General features: G+C 73.1%; 20 protein-coding genes. 16 read left to right on the top strand and 4 right to left on the bottom strand.

Annotated features, from left to right (window positions below; all coding sequences use genetic code 11):
- Window positions 1-11 precede the first annotated feature (11 nt).
- Window positions 12-665 (bottom strand): hypothetical protein, encoded by a 654-nt coding sequence (locus ABZV78_RS24765; protein WP_355642196.1) that lies wholly within the window; start codon window positions 663-665, stop codon window positions 12-14.
- Window positions 666-791: 126 nt separating this feature from the next.
- Here ABZV78_RS24765 and ABZV78_RS24770 point away from each other — a divergent pair, with 126 nt between their 5' ends.
- Window positions 792-1010, top strand: a complete 219-nt coding sequence (locus ABZV78_RS24770; RefSeq protein ID WP_355642198.1) for a hypothetical protein — start codon at window positions 792-794, stop codon at window positions 1008-1010.
- Between the two features lies 1 nt (window position 1011).
- On the opposite strand, the gene ABZV78_RS24775 is transcribed toward ABZV78_RS24770, so the two are convergent.
- The 3 genes from ABZV78_RS24775 to ABZV78_RS24785 form a co-directional block, all read right to left on the bottom strand.
- The gene (locus ABZV78_RS24775; protein WP_355642200.1) at window positions 1012-1485 is read right to left on the bottom strand and encodes a hypothetical protein; all 474 of its coding nucleotides are present in this window, start codon (window positions 1483-1485) and stop codon (window positions 1012-1014) included.
- A complete protein-coding gene (locus ABZV78_RS24780) occupies window positions 1482-1691 on the bottom strand; it encodes a phosphatidylethanolamine-binding protein (protein WP_355642202.1) in 210 nt (69 codons plus the stop codon). Before ABZV78_RS24780 ends, ABZV78_RS24775 begins: the two co-directional genes overlap by 4 nt.
- A gap of 64 nt (window positions 1692-1755) precedes the next feature.
- Window positions 1756-2637, bottom strand: coding sequence for a universal stress protein (locus ABZV78_RS24785; protein ID WP_355642204.1), 882 nt, complete (start codon window positions 2635-2637; stop codon window positions 1756-1758).
- 128 nt (window positions 2638-2765) lie between these two features.
- On the opposite strand from ABZV78_RS24785, the gene ABZV78_RS24790 reads away from it, so the two are divergent.
- The 15 genes from ABZV78_RS24790 (at window position 2766) to ABZV78_RS24860 (ending at window position 14599) form a co-directional block, all read left to right on the top strand.
- Complete coding sequence (locus ABZV78_RS24790; protein WP_355642206.1) at window positions 2766-3512, top strand: SAM-dependent methyltransferase; 747 nt, start codon at window positions 2766-2768, stop codon at window positions 3510-3512.
- A 123-nt stretch (window positions 3513-3635) separates the two neighbouring features.
- Window positions 3636-4823, top strand: coding sequence for a PP2C family protein-serine/threonine phosphatase (locus tag ABZV78_RS24795; RefSeq protein WP_355642208.1), 1188 nt, complete (start codon window positions 3636-3638; stop codon window positions 4821-4823).
- 47 nt (window positions 4824-4870) lie between these two features.
- A complete protein-coding gene (locus ABZV78_RS24800) occupies window positions 4871-5341 on the top strand; it encodes a MarR family transcriptional regulator (RefSeq protein WP_355642210.1) in 471 nt (156 codons plus the stop codon).
- Window positions 5342-5713: 372 nt separating this feature from the next.
- The gene (locus ABZV78_RS24805; protein ID WP_355642212.1) at window positions 5714-6298 is read left to right on the top strand and encodes a CDP-alcohol phosphatidyltransferase family protein; all 585 of its coding nucleotides are present in this window, start codon (window positions 5714-5716) and stop codon (window positions 6296-6298) included.
- On the top strand, window positions 6295-7239 hold the full coding sequence (locus ABZV78_RS24810; RefSeq protein WP_355642214.1) for a DUF881 domain-containing protein: 945 nt from the start codon (window positions 6295-6297) through the stop codon (window positions 7237-7239). Before ABZV78_RS24805 ends, ABZV78_RS24810 begins: the two co-directional genes overlap by 4 nt.
- Window positions 7236-7568 (top strand): small basic family protein, encoded by a 333-nt coding sequence (locus ABZV78_RS24815; protein ID WP_007071104.1) that lies wholly within the window; start codon window positions 7236-7238, stop codon window positions 7566-7568. The genes ABZV78_RS24810 and ABZV78_RS24815 overlap by 4 nt, the downstream gene beginning before the upstream one ends.
- A gap of 10 nt (window positions 7569-7578) precedes the next feature.
- The gene (locus tag ABZV78_RS24820) at window positions 7579-8502 is read left to right on the top strand and encodes a DUF881 domain-containing protein (RefSeq protein WP_355642216.1); all 924 of its coding nucleotides are present in this window, start codon (window positions 7579-7581) and stop codon (window positions 8500-8502) included.
- A gap of 56 nt (window positions 8503-8558) precedes the next feature.
- Window positions 8559-8939 carry a glycine cleavage system protein GcvH gene (gene gcvH / locus ABZV78_RS24825; RefSeq protein ID WP_355642218.1) on the top strand — a complete coding sequence of 127 codons (381 nt, stop codon included), beginning with the start codon at window positions 8559-8561 and terminating at the stop codon, window positions 8937-8939.
- A gap of 218 nt (window positions 8940-9157) precedes the next feature.
- On the top strand, window positions 9158-9610 hold the full coding sequence (locus ABZV78_RS24830) for an FHA domain-containing protein (RefSeq protein ID WP_007071101.1): 453 nt from the start codon (window positions 9158-9160) through the stop codon (window positions 9608-9610).
- Window positions 9611-9660: 50 nt separating this feature from the next.
- Complete coding sequence (locus tag ABZV78_RS24835) at window positions 9661-10362, top strand: MerR family transcriptional regulator (RefSeq protein WP_355642220.1); 702 nt, start codon at window positions 9661-9663, stop codon at window positions 10360-10362.
- A 216-nt stretch (window positions 10363-10578) separates the two neighbouring features.
- Window positions 10579-11043 carry a bifunctional nuclease family protein gene (locus ABZV78_RS24840; protein ID WP_073833177.1) on the top strand — a complete coding sequence of 155 codons (465 nt, stop codon included), beginning with the start codon at window positions 10579-10581 and terminating at the stop codon, window positions 11041-11043.
- Window positions 11044-11251: 208 nt separating this feature from the next.
- Window positions 11252-11836, top strand: a complete 585-nt coding sequence (locus ABZV78_RS24845; protein WP_355642222.1) for a MerR family transcriptional regulator — start codon at window positions 11252-11254, stop codon at window positions 11834-11836.
- A 465-nt stretch (window positions 11837-12301) separates the two neighbouring features.
- The gene (locus ABZV78_RS24850; RefSeq protein WP_355642224.1) at window positions 12302-12691 is read left to right on the top strand and encodes a group 1 truncated hemoglobin; all 390 of its coding nucleotides are present in this window, start codon (window positions 12302-12304) and stop codon (window positions 12689-12691) included.
- Window positions 12692-12693: 2 nt separating this feature from the next.
- Window positions 12694-13860 (top strand): globin domain-containing protein, encoded by a 1167-nt coding sequence (locus ABZV78_RS24855; RefSeq protein ID WP_355642226.1) that lies wholly within the window; start codon window positions 12694-12696, stop codon window positions 13858-13860.
- A gap of 55 nt (window positions 13861-13915) precedes the next feature.
- On the top strand, window positions 13916-14599 hold the full coding sequence (locus ABZV78_RS24860) for a cell division protein DivIVA (RefSeq protein WP_355642228.1): 684 nt from the start codon (window positions 13916-13918) through the stop codon (window positions 14597-14599).
- Window positions 14600-14675 lie beyond the last annotated feature (76 nt).

Genomic DNA, 14675 nt, shown 5'->3' on the forward strand with positions numbered 1-14675 from the left:
GCCCGGCCGCCTCAGCGGGCCGCCGCGGTCCGGCTGACCTCGCCGGCCGACTCCTCGCCGAGCGCGACCCGCACCAAGGCCGACGCCAGCCGGCCGAAGTCGGCCTCGCCGACCAGCCCGGCCAGGCCGCCCGGGTTCGCCGGCAGGCCCAGCCGGCGCGCCCCGGCCAGGGTCCGCCGGTCGGCGTACGGGCGCACGTCCGGCCAGACCGCCTGCGCCTCGCGGAGGAAGATGTCCGCCCCGGTCGGGCCGATGCCGGGGAACTCGGTGAGCAGCCGGCGCAGCACGCTCCGGTCGCCGTCGGCCTCCTTGTGCATCCGGCGCAGGTCCCCGTGCCACCGGTCCAGGCACAGCCGGGCCCCGGTGCCGAGCATGGTCGCGGTCCGCTCGTCGTAGCGCCGGTAGTGGCCCCGGCCGAGCGCGTCGACCCGGTCCTGCCAGCTCGCCGCCTCCATGGACTCGGGCGTGCGATAGCCGGCCGCGAAGAGTTCGCGTGCCGCGGCGACCGCTACGCACGCCCGGATCCGGGTGCTCAGCAGCGTGGTGAGCACGAGCAGCTGGTAGAGCGGGCCCGGGCGGTCGGCCAGGGTGATCCCGGCCTCCTCGGCGTAGGTGGCGGACTGCCGGTCGAGCAGCGCCCGCGCTACGTTCCGATCGTCTGGCATCCGGTGGGGGTACCCGGCCAGCGCCCGGCCAGACGCCCCGGGCGGGCCGGAATGCGCCCGGCGGCGGCGGGTACGCAGACCAGGTGCGCGGCCCACGCCGTGCGCTGCCACCGGAAGGAGAGACCTGTGGTCAAGCCGCAGCAGGAGGAACTGCGCCGCAACGACAAGGGCGCGACCAGCCAGGACAGCCGGGAACTCATTCCCCAGTCCGGGAGCAGGGGGCCCCACGGCAAGGGCGGCACCTCGAACGCGGACGTCGGACGGCCGGTCCCGAAGGGACAGGTGTCGCCGTACGGCCCGGCGGGCCAGTCGGTGGCCGAGGACGAGAGCGATCGGCGGGGCTGACTCAGCCCCGCCGCGACGGCGGCCGCAGCCTCCGCCAGGTGGCTGCGGCCGCCGCTCCATATGCCAGGTGCGGCACCAGGTCGGACAGCCAGTCGACCTTGCGCCACGTGCGCGGGTCGCTGATGCCGAGCGCGGCTATCGAGCCGTCGGAGCTGGCCATCACGCCGCCGCCGAGCAGTCCCACGGCCAGCGGTAACGGAACCCGGCGGCGGGCGGCCAGCAGTCCGAACAGCGCGCCGGCGGCCACGCCCGTGCCGTAACCGATGACGGGCCCGATGCCGGAACGCCGGTTCGCGGCCTTCTCCTCGGGCCCGAGATCCACGTGCGCGGCGTCGGCGAACCTGCCGGCGGTCTGCTCGGGCGTGCTGCTCGCCGGGCGTCCGCGAACCGCCATGTCCAGGAAGCTGACGACGTTCAGCGCGGCGCTGCCGACGGCGCCCGCGATGGCGCCGTCGACCGCGGAGGCCACCCTCACTTCGGGTCGCCCGGCTCGCGCTCGCCCTTGGGGCCGAAGGTCCGTTCGCCCCGCACCACGCCCCGCTGGCCGCGGTCGTCCTGGAGGATCCGGTTCGCGACCTGGTTCGCCTCCTTGTCGGCGGCCCGCCCGGACTGCTCGATCAGATCCCGCAGGCGCGCCCGCTCCTTGTCGTACGCGTTGCTGCCCGGCCGTGGTCCTGGCATCGCTGCCTCCTCCGGTCGCTGTGGCTGTCCGTGCCGTCTACCCGCCGGGGGCGGGGCCAACCGTTCAGCCGGCGGCGCGGACCACGGCCACCGGGCAGTCGGCGTGGTGCAGCACCCCCTGGCTCACCGAGCCGAGCAGCAGGCCGGACAGCTCGCCCCGGCCGCGCCGGCCGACCACCAGCAGCTGGGCCTCGCGGGACGCCTCGGTGAGCGCCGCGACCGGCCGACCGTGCGCGACCGCCCGGGTGACCGGCACCTCCGGCCGGCGCTCGGCCAGCCCGGTGAGCGACTCGGCCAGCACCCGGTCCTCCTCGCCGCGCAGTTGGCCCTCCTCGTACACCAGGGGTTGCATGTCGCCTGGCCCGGTGGAGGCCGGGTGGGTGTAGGCGTGCACGGCGTGCAGCCGGGCGCCGCGGACCGCGGCCTCTTCGGCGGCGAACTCGACCGCGGCGCGGGACAGCGCCGAGCCGTCCACCCCGACCACCACCGGGCCGGCCGGTCGTGGCGTGCCGCGGGCGACCAGCACCGGGCAGTCGGCGTAGGAGGCGACCTGGATGGCCACCGAGCCGACCACGAGGGCGGCGAACCCGCCGAGGCCGCGGTCACCCAGCACGATCATGGCGGCGGTGGGGGACTCGCCGAGCAGCACCGCCGCGGCCTCCCCGTCGATGATCTCGCCGGAGACCCGCAGGCCGGGCGCGGCCGACTCCGCCTCGGCGACCGCCGCCGCGACCAGATCCTCGGCCTGGTGCCGCAGGCCGCCGCCGGGTGGCCCGCCGGGCGGTGCCGACACGGGTACGCGCAGCAGCGGCCAGATGAACCCGTGCACCACCCGCAGCGGCCGGTGTCGCCGGGCCGCCTCCTGCGCGGCCAGGCGCACGGCCACCATTGCCGGTTCCGAGCCGTCCACCCCGACCACCACGGCCGCGCCGTTCGCCGAGTTCACGCCGTACCTCCTCGCCGTCGGCCGCCCGCGGCCAGTATCGCGGCCGGCGGGCGGTCGTCGGGGCGATACCGCGCGAGCCGACCCCTGGGTACGCTGGCGACCAGCGCGTGAGAGAGGGAGCCTCGTCGATGGCCGAGCCCGACCAGCCGAGCACCGCCCGCATGATCGACTACTGGCTCGGCGGCGAGCACCACTACCCGGTCGACGTGGCCGCGGCCGCCGCCTTCGAGGGCGCGTACGGGCCCTGTGCCGCGATCTTCCGCGCACTGCGCGACTTCCTCGGCCGGGCGGTCCGGTCGATCGCCGACGCCGGGGTGGACGGCTTCCTGGTCTTCGGGGCGGGCGTGCCCACCAGGGGCAACGTGCACGAGGTGGCCCCGGACGCCACGGTGCTCTACACCGACGTCGACCCGGTGACGATCCGGCTGGGCCAGCGCCTGCTCGCCCACAGCGACCGGGCCGGCTACGGCTACGGCGACGCCACCGACATCGGCACCGTCGACCCGGCCCAGCTGCACCGGTTCGTGCCGGGGTGGGGGAGGAGGCCGGTCGGGGTGGTCTTCCTCGGGCTGGCCGCGTTCCTGGACGACGAGACCCTCGCCCGCACCCTCGACGAGCTGCACGAGGCGGTCGCGCCGGGCAGCTTCCTGGCGATCGACTTCGACAGTGAGGAACTCGCCGCGTACCCGGAGGCGCTGGCCATGATGGGGCCGGCGTTCCGAATGCGGGCGCCCGCGGGGTTCGCGCCGCTGCTGGGCCGCTGGCGGCCGACGGCGGACGGCATCGTGCCGGTGGCGCGCTGGCGGCCGGCGGGCGCCCCGGAGCCGGTGCCGGACGCCTTCTACGGCGCGCTGGCCGTCAAGCCGGCCGACTGAGCCGGTCCCTCCACCCACGATCGACACCGTCGCGCCGCAGGTCGGAGCCGGGGCGTACCGGTGTCGGCGGGCCTCCGTATGATGCTTGCCCTGTAGCAATAGTCGCCATCGGAGGATCACAGCATGCCGGACGCGTCCGGAGCGGTGTCGCGCGCCCTGCGCGCCGCGCCCCCCGACCAGTTGGTGGAGGCCGCCGACGCGGCGGTCCGCCGGGTGCTCGGCGCGTCGCGGACCGAGGTGTTCGTGGCCGACTACCGGTTCACCGGACTATGGCCGGTGCTGGACCCGGACCTTCCCGAGGGCGGGTTCCTCGCCTGCCAGGGTGTCGCCCAACGCTGCTTCAGCAGCCAGCAGCCGGTGCTGGACACCGGCGAGAACGGCCGGTGCCGGGCCTACCTGCCGCTGTCGGCGTGGGGGGAGCGGCTCGGCGTGCTGATGGTCGAGTTGCCGGACGCCCCGGACGCGGCGACCGTGGCGACGGCCCGGGACGTCGCGGGCGACCTGGCGGTGGCGCTGCGGGCGGCGGACCGGGAGACCGACCGCTACCGGCGGGCGCGCCGGCGGGAACGGCTCAGCATGGCCGCCGAGATGCAGTGGGACCTGCTGCCCGGCCGCAGCGTCACGCACGGCGACTTCGTGCTGGCCGGGCAGCTCGAACCGGCGTACACGGTGGGCGGCGACCACTTCGACTGGTCGGTCGACGGCGACCGGCTCACCGTCACGGTGCTCAACGGCGCCGGCAACGGCCTGGCCGCCTCGCTGCTCACCGCGGTGACCGTCAACGCCATGCGCAACGCGCGGCGCTCCGGGGGCAGCCTGGTGGAGCAGGCCGAGCTGGCCTCGGACACCATCTTCTACCAGCACCGGGGGAGCCGGCACGTGGCCACGCTGCTGTTGGAGCTGGACAACCGGCGGGGCGTGGTGCGGGCCGTGGACGCGGGCTCGCCGCACGTGCTGCGGCTGCGCGGCGGGACGGTCACCCCGATCACGCTGGATCAGCAACTGCCGCTGGGCATGTTCGCCGAGACCCGCTACGACGTGCAGGAGTTCACCGTGGAGCCGGGGGACCGCCTCTTCGTGGTCAGCGACGGCGTCTACGCGGCGGAGCCGGCCGGGCAGGAGCCGTACGGGGACCGGGCCATGGCGCGCGCGATTCGGTCCACTCGGTTGCAACCGGCGACCGAGGCAGTTGGTACGGTGATGCGCGAACTGCACGCGTACCATGCCGACGCGGATCTTCGCGACGACGCGGTCGTCGTCTGCCTGGACTGGCGCGGTTCCAGCCCACCGGCCGACGCCGGCGGGCGGTGACGGACCGGCGGAGTGAACACGAGCGGGACGATCGCAGGGGACAGCGGGTGGAGCGACCTCCGAATCTTGCCGCGGCCATCGATGCGGCCGCCGAGGCGCTCATCGGTGTGCTCGACTCCGCCACCTCCCGGCACAACGTCAGCGTCTCGCCGACCCAGTTGCGGGTGCTGTCGCTGATCATGGCGCATCCCCGCACCAACGTGAACCGGCTGGCCGAGCTGCTCGACGTGGTGCCCTCCTCGGCGAGCCGGCTCTGTGACCGGCTCGAGGCGGTCGGCCTGCTGCGCCGGGTGGCCGATCCCCGCGACCGGCGCGAGGTGCGGCTGATCCCCACGGCCGCGGCGGAGACCCTGCTGCGCGAGCTGACGGAGCGGCGGCACCGGGCGGTGCAGGCGGTGCTGGACCGGATGCCCAACCGGGTGCAGCACGAGCTGCTGCTGGCGCTGATGGCGTTCGGCCAGGCCGCGTCGATGAACGCCGCGCCGGCCGCCTCCGACTCCACCGCCCGCACGGCCTGATCCGTCCGATCCCCGGCGGCATCCCACGCCTCGACCGCCATTCAACTAGTGTCCTAGGATGCCTTACGGGTTGTGCGGCGTCGCACAAACGCCCGAGCCGAGCACCGGCGTAGCGCGGGGCCGGGGCGGGTCGGGGGAGCCCGATATAGTGGCAGCGCAACTGGACGGGCCATGATCGACGCGATCGTGGGCCACGACGGGGAGGTCCCAGCCCGGGATCGCAGAGGGCGCCGGCGTCTGACCGGCCGGCAACGCGCACGTCCCTGCGGCGGCCGATCACTCGGCCGCCGGACCGTGCTGCGAAGGGAGGGTTCGGTGTCGCGTCGGCCGGCTCCATCGGAGCACCCGGCTCCCGGCGGTGCGGCGGCGGTCGTGGGGGACCGTGTCCTCACCCTGCCGAACCTCATCAGCTTCGTCCGGCTCCTCGGTGTGCCGCTCTTCCTCTACCTGTTCCTCGTGGTCAAGGCCGACGTGGCCGCCATCGTCGTGCTGGCCATCGGCGGCACCAGCGACTGGGTGGACGGTTGGATCGCCCGGCGCCTCCAGCAGGTCAGCCGGCTGGGCGAGCTGCTCGACCCGCTCGCCGACCGGCTCTACATCCTGGCCACGCTGCTGGCGTTCACGGCCCGCGAGGTGGTGCCGTGGCAGTTCACCGGCGCGCTGCTGGCCCGCGAGCTGCTGCTGCTCGGGTCGCTGGGGGTGTTGCGCCGCTACGGCTACGGCCCGCCGCCGGTGCACTACGTGGGCAAGACCGCGACGTTCCTGCTGCTGGCCGCGTTCCCGATCCTGCTGCTGGCGGCCGCCGCCCCGGGCGTGGCCACCGCGGCCGGCGCGATCGGCTGGGGGCTGGCCTGGTGGGGCCTGGTGCTCTACTGGGTGGCCGGGGCCATGTACGTGGTGCAGGCCAGCCGCCTGGTCCGGGCGATGCGCCAGCGGCGCGCGGGAGCGGCGGCGTGACCGCGGTGCCGCCCCGGGACAAGGGCCGCGACCCGTCGGCACGGGTCTACGCGCCGGACTTCCTGACCGAACTGTTCCGCAACCCGCTTGATCCGGGGTACGCCGACGCGGCGGCCCGGCGGGCGTCGGTGCCGCCGTCGCGGCTGCGGCGGGTGCTGGCCCGGCCGGTGAGCGTGGTGGTTCTGCTGGTGATCGGGTTCCTGTTCGCGGTGGCCTACCGGGAGACGGTGGCGGAGGAGCCGGGCCGGGCGAAGGCGCGGGCCGGGCTGGTCGCCGAGATCAAGCAGCGCGAGGCGGAGACCGACCGGTTGACCGCGCGGGCGGATCAGCTGCGCGAGGAGGTCAGCCGGCAGCGCGACGCGGCGTTGAGCGGGTCGCAGGCGTCGCGGCTGCGCAACCTGGAGGCGGGCACGGGCCTGGGCCGGGTGCGCGGTGACGGGGTGGTGGTGCGCCTGGCGGACGCGCCGCGGGATCAGGACGCGGTGACCGGTGCGAACGCGGGGCCGTCGCGGGTGTTGTACTCCGACCTGCAGAAGGTGGCGAACGCGCTGTGGGCGGCGGGCGCGGAGGCGGTGGCCATCAACGGGCAGCGGTTGACGGCGACGTCGACGATCCGCCAGGCGGGAGAGGCGATCCTGGTGGACTACCGGCCGGTGACGGGTCCTTACGAGGTGGCGGCGATCGGGCCGGGGTCGATGCGGGATCGGTTCGACGACAGTGAGGCGGCGGCGCTGATGCGCTATGTGGCCCGGACGAACGGGTTGTCGTTCGGGGTGAAGGACGCGGACAGGCTCACCCTGCCGGCGGCTCCGGAGCCACGGCTACGCTACGCCGAGCCTTCGGTGAGTCCGAGCCCGTCGGGTTCGGGTGTCGCCGGTTCGACAAGTCCCGGGCCGTCCGGTCCGGGGACCTCTTCCAGCCCCTCCGGAGGTGGCCGATGATCGCGGTGCTGGCGTTGCTCGCCGGTGTGGTGCTCGGGGTGTATCTGGATCCCACGGTGCCCGCGGCGTTGCAGCCGTACCTGCCGATCGCCGTGGTGGCGGCGCTCGACGCCGTGTTCGGCGGGGTGCGGGCGAAGCTGGACCGGATCTTCGACGACAAGCAGTTCGTGGTGTCGTTCATCTCGAACGTGCTGGTGGCGGGTCTGATCGTGTACCTGGGTGACCAGTTGGGGGTGGGCGGTCAGTTGTCCACCGGTGTGGTGGTCGTGCTCGGGGTGCGCATCTTCGGAAACGTGGCGGCGATCCGCCGGCACCTGTTCCGGGCGTAGGTTTGTGGCGATGAGCGAAGAGCACAAGGAGACGGGCACAGGTTGGCCGCAGCCGGCGGAGCCGCAGCGGCCGGCGGGGCCGGCCGGTGAGCCGGATCCGCGCCCGGACGCGCCCGATCCGGACGAGTTGAGCCCGTTGGCGCCGGCCGGGCCGGTCGAGCAGGAGGACGTGCCGGCGCCGGCCGAGGAGCCGGGGGCGTCCGCGGCCGAGGTCGAGGCGAAGCCGGTGCCGGTGTCGCGGCGGTTGACGTCGGCGGGCGCGATGATCGCGGTGTTGCTGGCGTTGCTGGGGTTCACCCTGGTGGTGCAGCTGAAGACGACGTCGACCGATCCGACCCTTGCGGCGACGCGGGAGGAGGACCTGGTCCGGATCTCGTCGGATCTGGATTCGCGGGAGCGGCGACTGCGGCAGGACATTGAGGCGCTGGAGGAGAGCCAGCGGCAGCTGCGTTCGGGTGAGCAGGGCCGGCAGGCGGCGCTGGAGGAGGCGACGCGGCGGGCGGACGAGCTGGGCATCCTGGCGGGCACGTTGCCGGCGGTGGGGCCGGGCCTGTCGGTGCGGTTCGAGGGTCCGGACAAGGCTGTCGAGGCGGCGCGGATCCTGGACGCGGTGCAGGAGTTGCGGGGTGCGGGCGCGGAGGCGATGCAGATCGCGGGCGCGGACGGCACGGCGGTGCGGATCATCGCGTCGACGTATTTCGTGGACGGGCCGGGTGGTGGCCTGGTGGTGGACGGGCGGCGGTTGACCGGCCCGTACGTGATCTCGGTGATCGGTGATGCGGCGACGCTGCGTACGGCGTTGAACATTCCCGGCGGGGTGGTCGCATCGGTGGAGGAGGCCGGCGGTAACGTGACGCCGGATGACAGTGAGGCTGTGGAGGTTTCGCAGCTGCACGCGCCGATCAAGCTGGAACACGCCCGGCCGGTCTCCTGACCGGCCGCGGCCGCGCCGGTTTCCCCCCGGTGCACCGATGACGAAGGACGCAGCTGGTGATTCCTGAGGATCTGCGGTACACCGCCGAGCACGAGTGGGTGGCTGGTGGGGACGGCGCTGCCGTCCGGGTCGGTATCACGCACTTCGCGCAGGATGCCCTGGGTGACATCGTGTTCGTCCAGTTGCCGGACGAGGGCGCGGTGGTGGCGGCGGGTGAGTCGCTGGGCGAGATCGAGTCGACGAAGAGCGTGTCGGAGATCTACGCGCCGTTGAGCGGCACGGTGGCGGCGCGCAACGAGGCGTTGGCCGACACCCCTGAGGTGATCAACACGGATCCGTACGGTGCGGGGTGGTTGGTGGAGATCACTCCGGATGATCCGGCGGCGGTCGAGGGTTTGTTGACCGCTGGTGCGTACCGCGAACTCACCGAGAGCTGAGTTCGTCCGTGCCGGGCGGCGGGGTCGTCTCCGCGCGTCCGGTTGCCCTGTTTTTCGGCGCTGGCTAGGCTCGCCCAGTTGACCGAGAACCAATAGTTTGAGCGTTGCGGAATGCGCCTTCCCGGGCACGGGGAGCCAGCCGCCGGGTGTGTGTCTGCCCGGCGGCCATTCCCGCCATTACCCGACGCCGACCGAAACAGATCCGTGAGGTGGTCCCCATGACGCGCCCAGACGACGAGTTCCCCCCACTCGACGTCACTTCGACGCTCAATCTCGGTTCGCTCGACGAAGTGCTGGAGGGCCCGGACACCGATGTGGTGCCGAGCCGGATGTCCGGTTCGTTGCCGCCGGGGATGGCTCTGCTGGTTGTTCGCCGGGGTCCGAACGCGGGCGCCCGGTTCCTGTTGGACCACGATGTGACGACGAGCGGCCGGCACCCGGACAGTGACATCTTCCTCGACGACGTGACGGTGTCACGGCGGCACGCCGAGTTCCACCGGGACGGTGGCACGTTCACGGTGCGGGACGTGGGCAGCCTGAACGGCACGTACGTGAACCGGGAGCGGGTCGAGGCGGCGACGCTGAGCAACGGCGACGAGGTGCAGATCGGCAAGTTCCGGGTGGTGTTCATCGCCGGTCCGCGTCCGGAGGAGGAGGCCGGCCGGGGGTGAACGGGCCTGCGGCTTCGACGTCGCCCGGGGAGGCGCGTGGGACTCCGCTGATGAGCATCGGCGAGGTGTTGGCGCAGTTGCGGGTGGAGTTTCCGGACGTCACGATCTCGAAGTTGCGGTTCCTGGAGGCCGAGGGCCTGGTGGAGCCGGAGCGGACGCCGGCGGGGTACCGGAAGTACAGCTGGGACGATGTGGCGCGGTTGCGGTTCGTGCTGACCGCGCAGCGGGATCAGTACCTGCCGTTGCGGGTGATCCGGGACCAGTTGGCGGAGTGGGACTCCTCGGGTGCGGTGCCGGGGCGGCAGCGGCCGAATCTGGTGGCGGTCGGTCCGGGTGGTGAGGTGCCGGGTCGGGAGGTGGCGGAGTCCGCCGAGTCGTCGGAGGTGCGGCTGGGGCGGGCGGAGCTGATCTCCCGGAGCGGGATCGACGAGTCGACGTTGGCCGAGTTGGAACGGCTCGGTGTGCTGGTGTCGGATCCGCCGGGCTGGTACGACGCGGATGCGTTGATCATCGCGCGGGCGGTGGCGGGGCTGGCGGCGTACGGGTTGGAGCCGCGGCACCTGCGGGCGTACCGGACGGCGGCGGATCGGGAGGTCGGTCTGTTCGCGCAGTTGGTGGCGCCGTTGGCGCGGCAGTCGGATCCGGCGGCGCGGGCCCGGGCGGCGGAGACGGCGCGGGAGCTGGTGGCGTTGTCGCAGCAGTTGCACGCGGCGTTGGTGCGGGTGGGGCTGCGGTCGACGTTGGGTCGGTGAGGTGTGCGGGGCCGGGTGTCGTGGGGGCGCCCGGCCTTCGTCGTGGGTGGGGCGCGGAAAGATCTGCGCCGGGAAGCGTGTCGTAGGCTTGCCGGGGTAACCCCTTCCGGCGAGGCGTGGTGCACGTAGCGCATGGGACTCCCGTGTCGCGGTCCGTGTACCGTGCAGGGAAGGGCGCGGTGCGCGGGCATAGGTGACAACGACACGGAGGCGGCGGTGCGCGAGCTGAGCGTGGTCGGAGTTCGGGTGGAGCTGCCCAGCAACCAGCCGATCGTCCTGCTGCGGGAGGTCGAGGGGGACCGCTATCTGCCGATCTGGATCGGCGCGGTCGAGGCGACGGCGATCGCCTACGAGCAGCAGGGGGTCAAGCCGGCGCGTCCGTTGACGCACGATCTGCTGCGGGACGTGCTGGCGGCGTTGCAGGCGCCGTTGCGGGCGGTGGAGATCACCGAGTTGAAGGAGAACGTCTTCTACGCCGATCTGTTGATCGGTGACGGCGTTCGGGTGTCGGCGCGGCCGAGCGATTCCATCGCGTTGGCGTTGCGGGTCGGGGCTCCGATTCGTTGCGCCGAGCAGGTCCTCTCCGAGGCGGGGATCGTGATCCCGGACGAGCAGGAGGACGAGGTGGAGAAGTTCCGGGAGTTCCTGGAGCAGGTGCGTCCGGAGGACTTCGCGGGTTGAGGTGCCGGCCGGTGGGCCGGTGATGACGCGGCGGCAGTTGTCACGGTGGGTGACGGCGGGCCGCCGTCAGTGATCTTCCGGGCGGCGGTGCGGCGTGTCGTGGTGTCTCCTGCGGATGAACTCCGGGCGCCGGCGCTAGGGTTGCGGTGTCGAGGGGTGCACGTACGGGGAGACGACGTGTCACCGCACGGGCGGGGAGGTTGTCCGGATGCACGAGCCGCGAGATCCTGGTCCGAGTACGGAGCAGCAGCCCGATCCGGTCGTTGACGGTGAGGTGGGCTACCGGGGTGTGACCGCGTGTCACGCGGTGGGCATCAGCTACCGGCAGTTGGATTACTGGGCCCGCACGGGTCTGGTGGTGCCGAGCGTGCGGGATGCCTCGGGGTCGGGGACGTCGAGGTTGTACTCCTTCCGCGACCTGGTGGTGTTGAAGGTCGTGAAGCGGCTGTTGGACGCCGGGGTGTCGTTGCAGAACATCCGCAAGGCGATCGACGCGTTGCGGTCGCGTGGTGTGGAGGATCTGGCGGGCATCACGTTGATCTCGGACGGGACGACCGTGTACGAGTGCCGGTCGCCGGAGGAGGTCGTCGACCTGTTGCAGGGCGGCCAGGGGGTGTTCGGCATCGCGATCGGCGGCGCGTTCAAGGAGATCCAGGGTTCGCTGTCGCATCTGCCGGCGGAGCCGGTGGGTGGGCAGCCGGAGCCGGCCGCCCCGCCGGTGGAGTCGGAGTCCGAGTCCGAGTCGGTGGGTGACGAGTTGGCGGCGCGGCGGGCGCGCCGCCGGGCGGGCTGAGCGGCCCGGTCGTCGTTTCGGGAGACCGCGCCACGCCCAAAACGGGCATGGCGCGGTCCGTTTTTTGTTCACGGGGCGTGTCGGCCGGCCGGTCGGGCGGGGTCCGGCTCGCGGTCGTGGTGGCCGCCGGTCGGGTGGGGCGGTCGTGACGTGCGGATACGCGGGCCTGGTGGAGCGTCGGCCGGTGGTGTCCGAAAGGGACCGTCCGGGTTGGGGCGTGGAACGGCGTCCACCCAGAGTGGCGGTGTGGTCGCGGGGCGCGAGCTGTTCGACGGCGAAGTTGACTGTCCGTGATCGACGGTTGTCGGGAATCGGATAGGGCAGGGGTGAACCGTTCCGGCGGGCACGCTATGGTCCGACACGGCCGCTTGCGCGTGGCCGTTCGGTGGAGCCGGTGCGGCGCGCGTGGGCTGCCGGTTGCCCCTCCGCGGCGCTGCCCGCGTGCCCCCTCTGGAAGGAACCACCATGACGGTGACCGAAGAGACCACCCCGATCTCCCATTACGAGCGCATCGGTGGCGCCGCCGCGGTGAAGGCCGCCGTGGACCTGTTCTACGACAAGGTGCTGGCCGACCAGGACCTGGCCGGCTACTTCACCGAGGTGAACATGCCCGAGCAGCGGCGGCACCTGGCGCTGATGCTGGCGGTGGTGCTGGGCGGCCCGAACGAGTACACCGGTCGGGGGCTGGCCGAGGCGCACCAGCCGCTGAACATCCCGGTGGCGCACTACGTGAAGGTCGGCGAGCACCTGACCGCGACGCTGGTGGAGCTGGGCGTGCCGGCGGACGTGATCGCCGACGTGCACGTCGTGCTGGGCCAGGTCCAGGGCCAGGTCGTGTCGACGGGGAACGCCTGAGCGTGGACGCGGCACGGCTCAAGCAGAGCTGGTCACTGGTGGCCGCGCACGGCGACCAGGTGCCGCTCTACTTCTATTCCACGCTGTTCCTGGCGCACCCGGAGACCCGGCAGATGTTCCCCACGAACATGGCCGGGCAGCGGGACCGCCTCGTGAACGCGCTGGGGCACATCGTGTCCCACGTGGATCAGGTGGACCGGCTGGTCGGGTTCCTCCAGGACCTCGGCGCGGATCACCGCAAGTTCGCGGTGCGCGCCGAGCACTACCCGGCGGTCGGTGAGGCGCTGCTGGCGACGCTGCGGCACTTCTCCGGCGAGGCGTGGACCGACGAGTTGGCGGCCGACTGGGCGGCGGCGTACGGGTTGGTCGCGCAGGTGATGATGGACGCGGCGCAGGCGGCGGAGGCGAAGTCCCCGCCGTGGTACGTGGCGGAGATCCTCGGGCACGAACGGCGCACGTTCGACGTGGCGGTGCTGACGGTGCGGCCGCAGTACCTGCTGCCGTTCACCCCGGGCCAGTCGATCGGGGTGTCCCACCCGGCGGTGCGGTCGTGGCGGTACTACTCCCCGGCGAACGCGCCCCGCCCGGACGGGACGTTGGAGCTGCACGTGCGAGCCGCGCCGGGTGGCGCGGTGTCGTCGCGCCTGGTGTACGGGTGCGCGGTGGGGGACCAGCTGCACCTTGCCGCGCCGGTGGGTGACCGGTTGACGTTGTGGCCGGCCGGGTCGTCGGATCTGCTGCTGCTGGCCGGTGGCACCGGCTGGGCGCCGGTGAAGTCCCTGTTGGAGCAGGTCGCCGCGGAGGGTGCGGGCCGCCGGGTGGACCTGTACGTGGGGGCCCGGTCCCGGCTGGAGTTCTACGACAGTGAGGCGATCGACAAGTTCGCCGCCTCGTACCCGTGGCTGCGGGTGACGTACGTGGCGGGGTCGGACCCGACCCGGCCGGGTGAGTTCGTGCAGGTGGCCGACCAGGTCCTCGCCGACGGGGACTGGCGGTCCCGGCACGTGTACGTGTGCGGCTCCGACGAGATGGTGAGTCATTCGGTGGCGGCGCTGACCGCGGCCGGCTACCAGCCGGGCCAGCTGCATCACGAGGGTTTCGGCAAGCACTGGTACGGGCCCGCGTGGCGGACCGCGACCGCCCCTGACGATTCCGGAGGTGCCCGGTGAGCGCGAGGAGTGAGCCGGTGTTGCGAGCCCCGCAGTCGCGAACGGAGGAGGCCCGGTGAGCGCGACCCCGATCAGTAGGTACGAGGCGGGTCAGGTGACCGGTGGGGTGCAGGTGCGCCTCACCGCGGACCGGGTGCGCCGGTGGGAGTTCGGGTCGGCGTCGTTCACCCGCCGCGGCTACGACCACGCCGATGTGGACCGGTTCCGGATGCAGGTGGCCGACGAGCTGGACCTGCTGGCCACCCAGCTGGCGAACCTGCGGGCGGAGAACGAGCGGCTCAACGACCATCTGGAGCTGCACCGGCACGGGGTGATCCCGAGCGCCGACAACGCGGCGGCGGTGCCCGCGGCGAAGGAGGTGAACCTGCTGTCGGCGGCGCAGCGGGAGGCCGAGCAGATCATCGCGCAGGCCCACGACTACGCCCGCCGGGTCGCCGAGTACGCCCGGATGCAGTACGAGAGCTACATGCGGGCCGCGGCGGAGGAGGCGAAGCAGGAGGCCGAGCGGGCGGTGACGGAGTACCGCAACACCGCCGGGGTGAACTTCGACGACTCGGTGGCCACCCGGGAGGCGCTGCGGATCTTCGGCGAGATGATGATTTCGCACATGCAGGCGGCGGCCCGGCACCTCGACGACGGCAGCGAGCAGTTGGCGCGGACGATGGAGCGGATCGCCCGGGAGGCGCCGGCGGTCGCTGCTGGGCAGTCGCAGGCGGCGTTGCCCCGCCACCAGCGCTGACCGTCTACCGGCTCGAGGTGCTGCACGCCGCGCTCAAGGCGGTCCGGCGCGGCGGCACCGTCTCGATCTCCGGCGT

The organism is Micromonospora sp. NPDC004540 (assembly GCF_040610095.1).
GTDB lineage: Bacteria > Actinomycetota > Actinomycetes > Mycobacteriales > Micromonosporaceae > Micromonospora.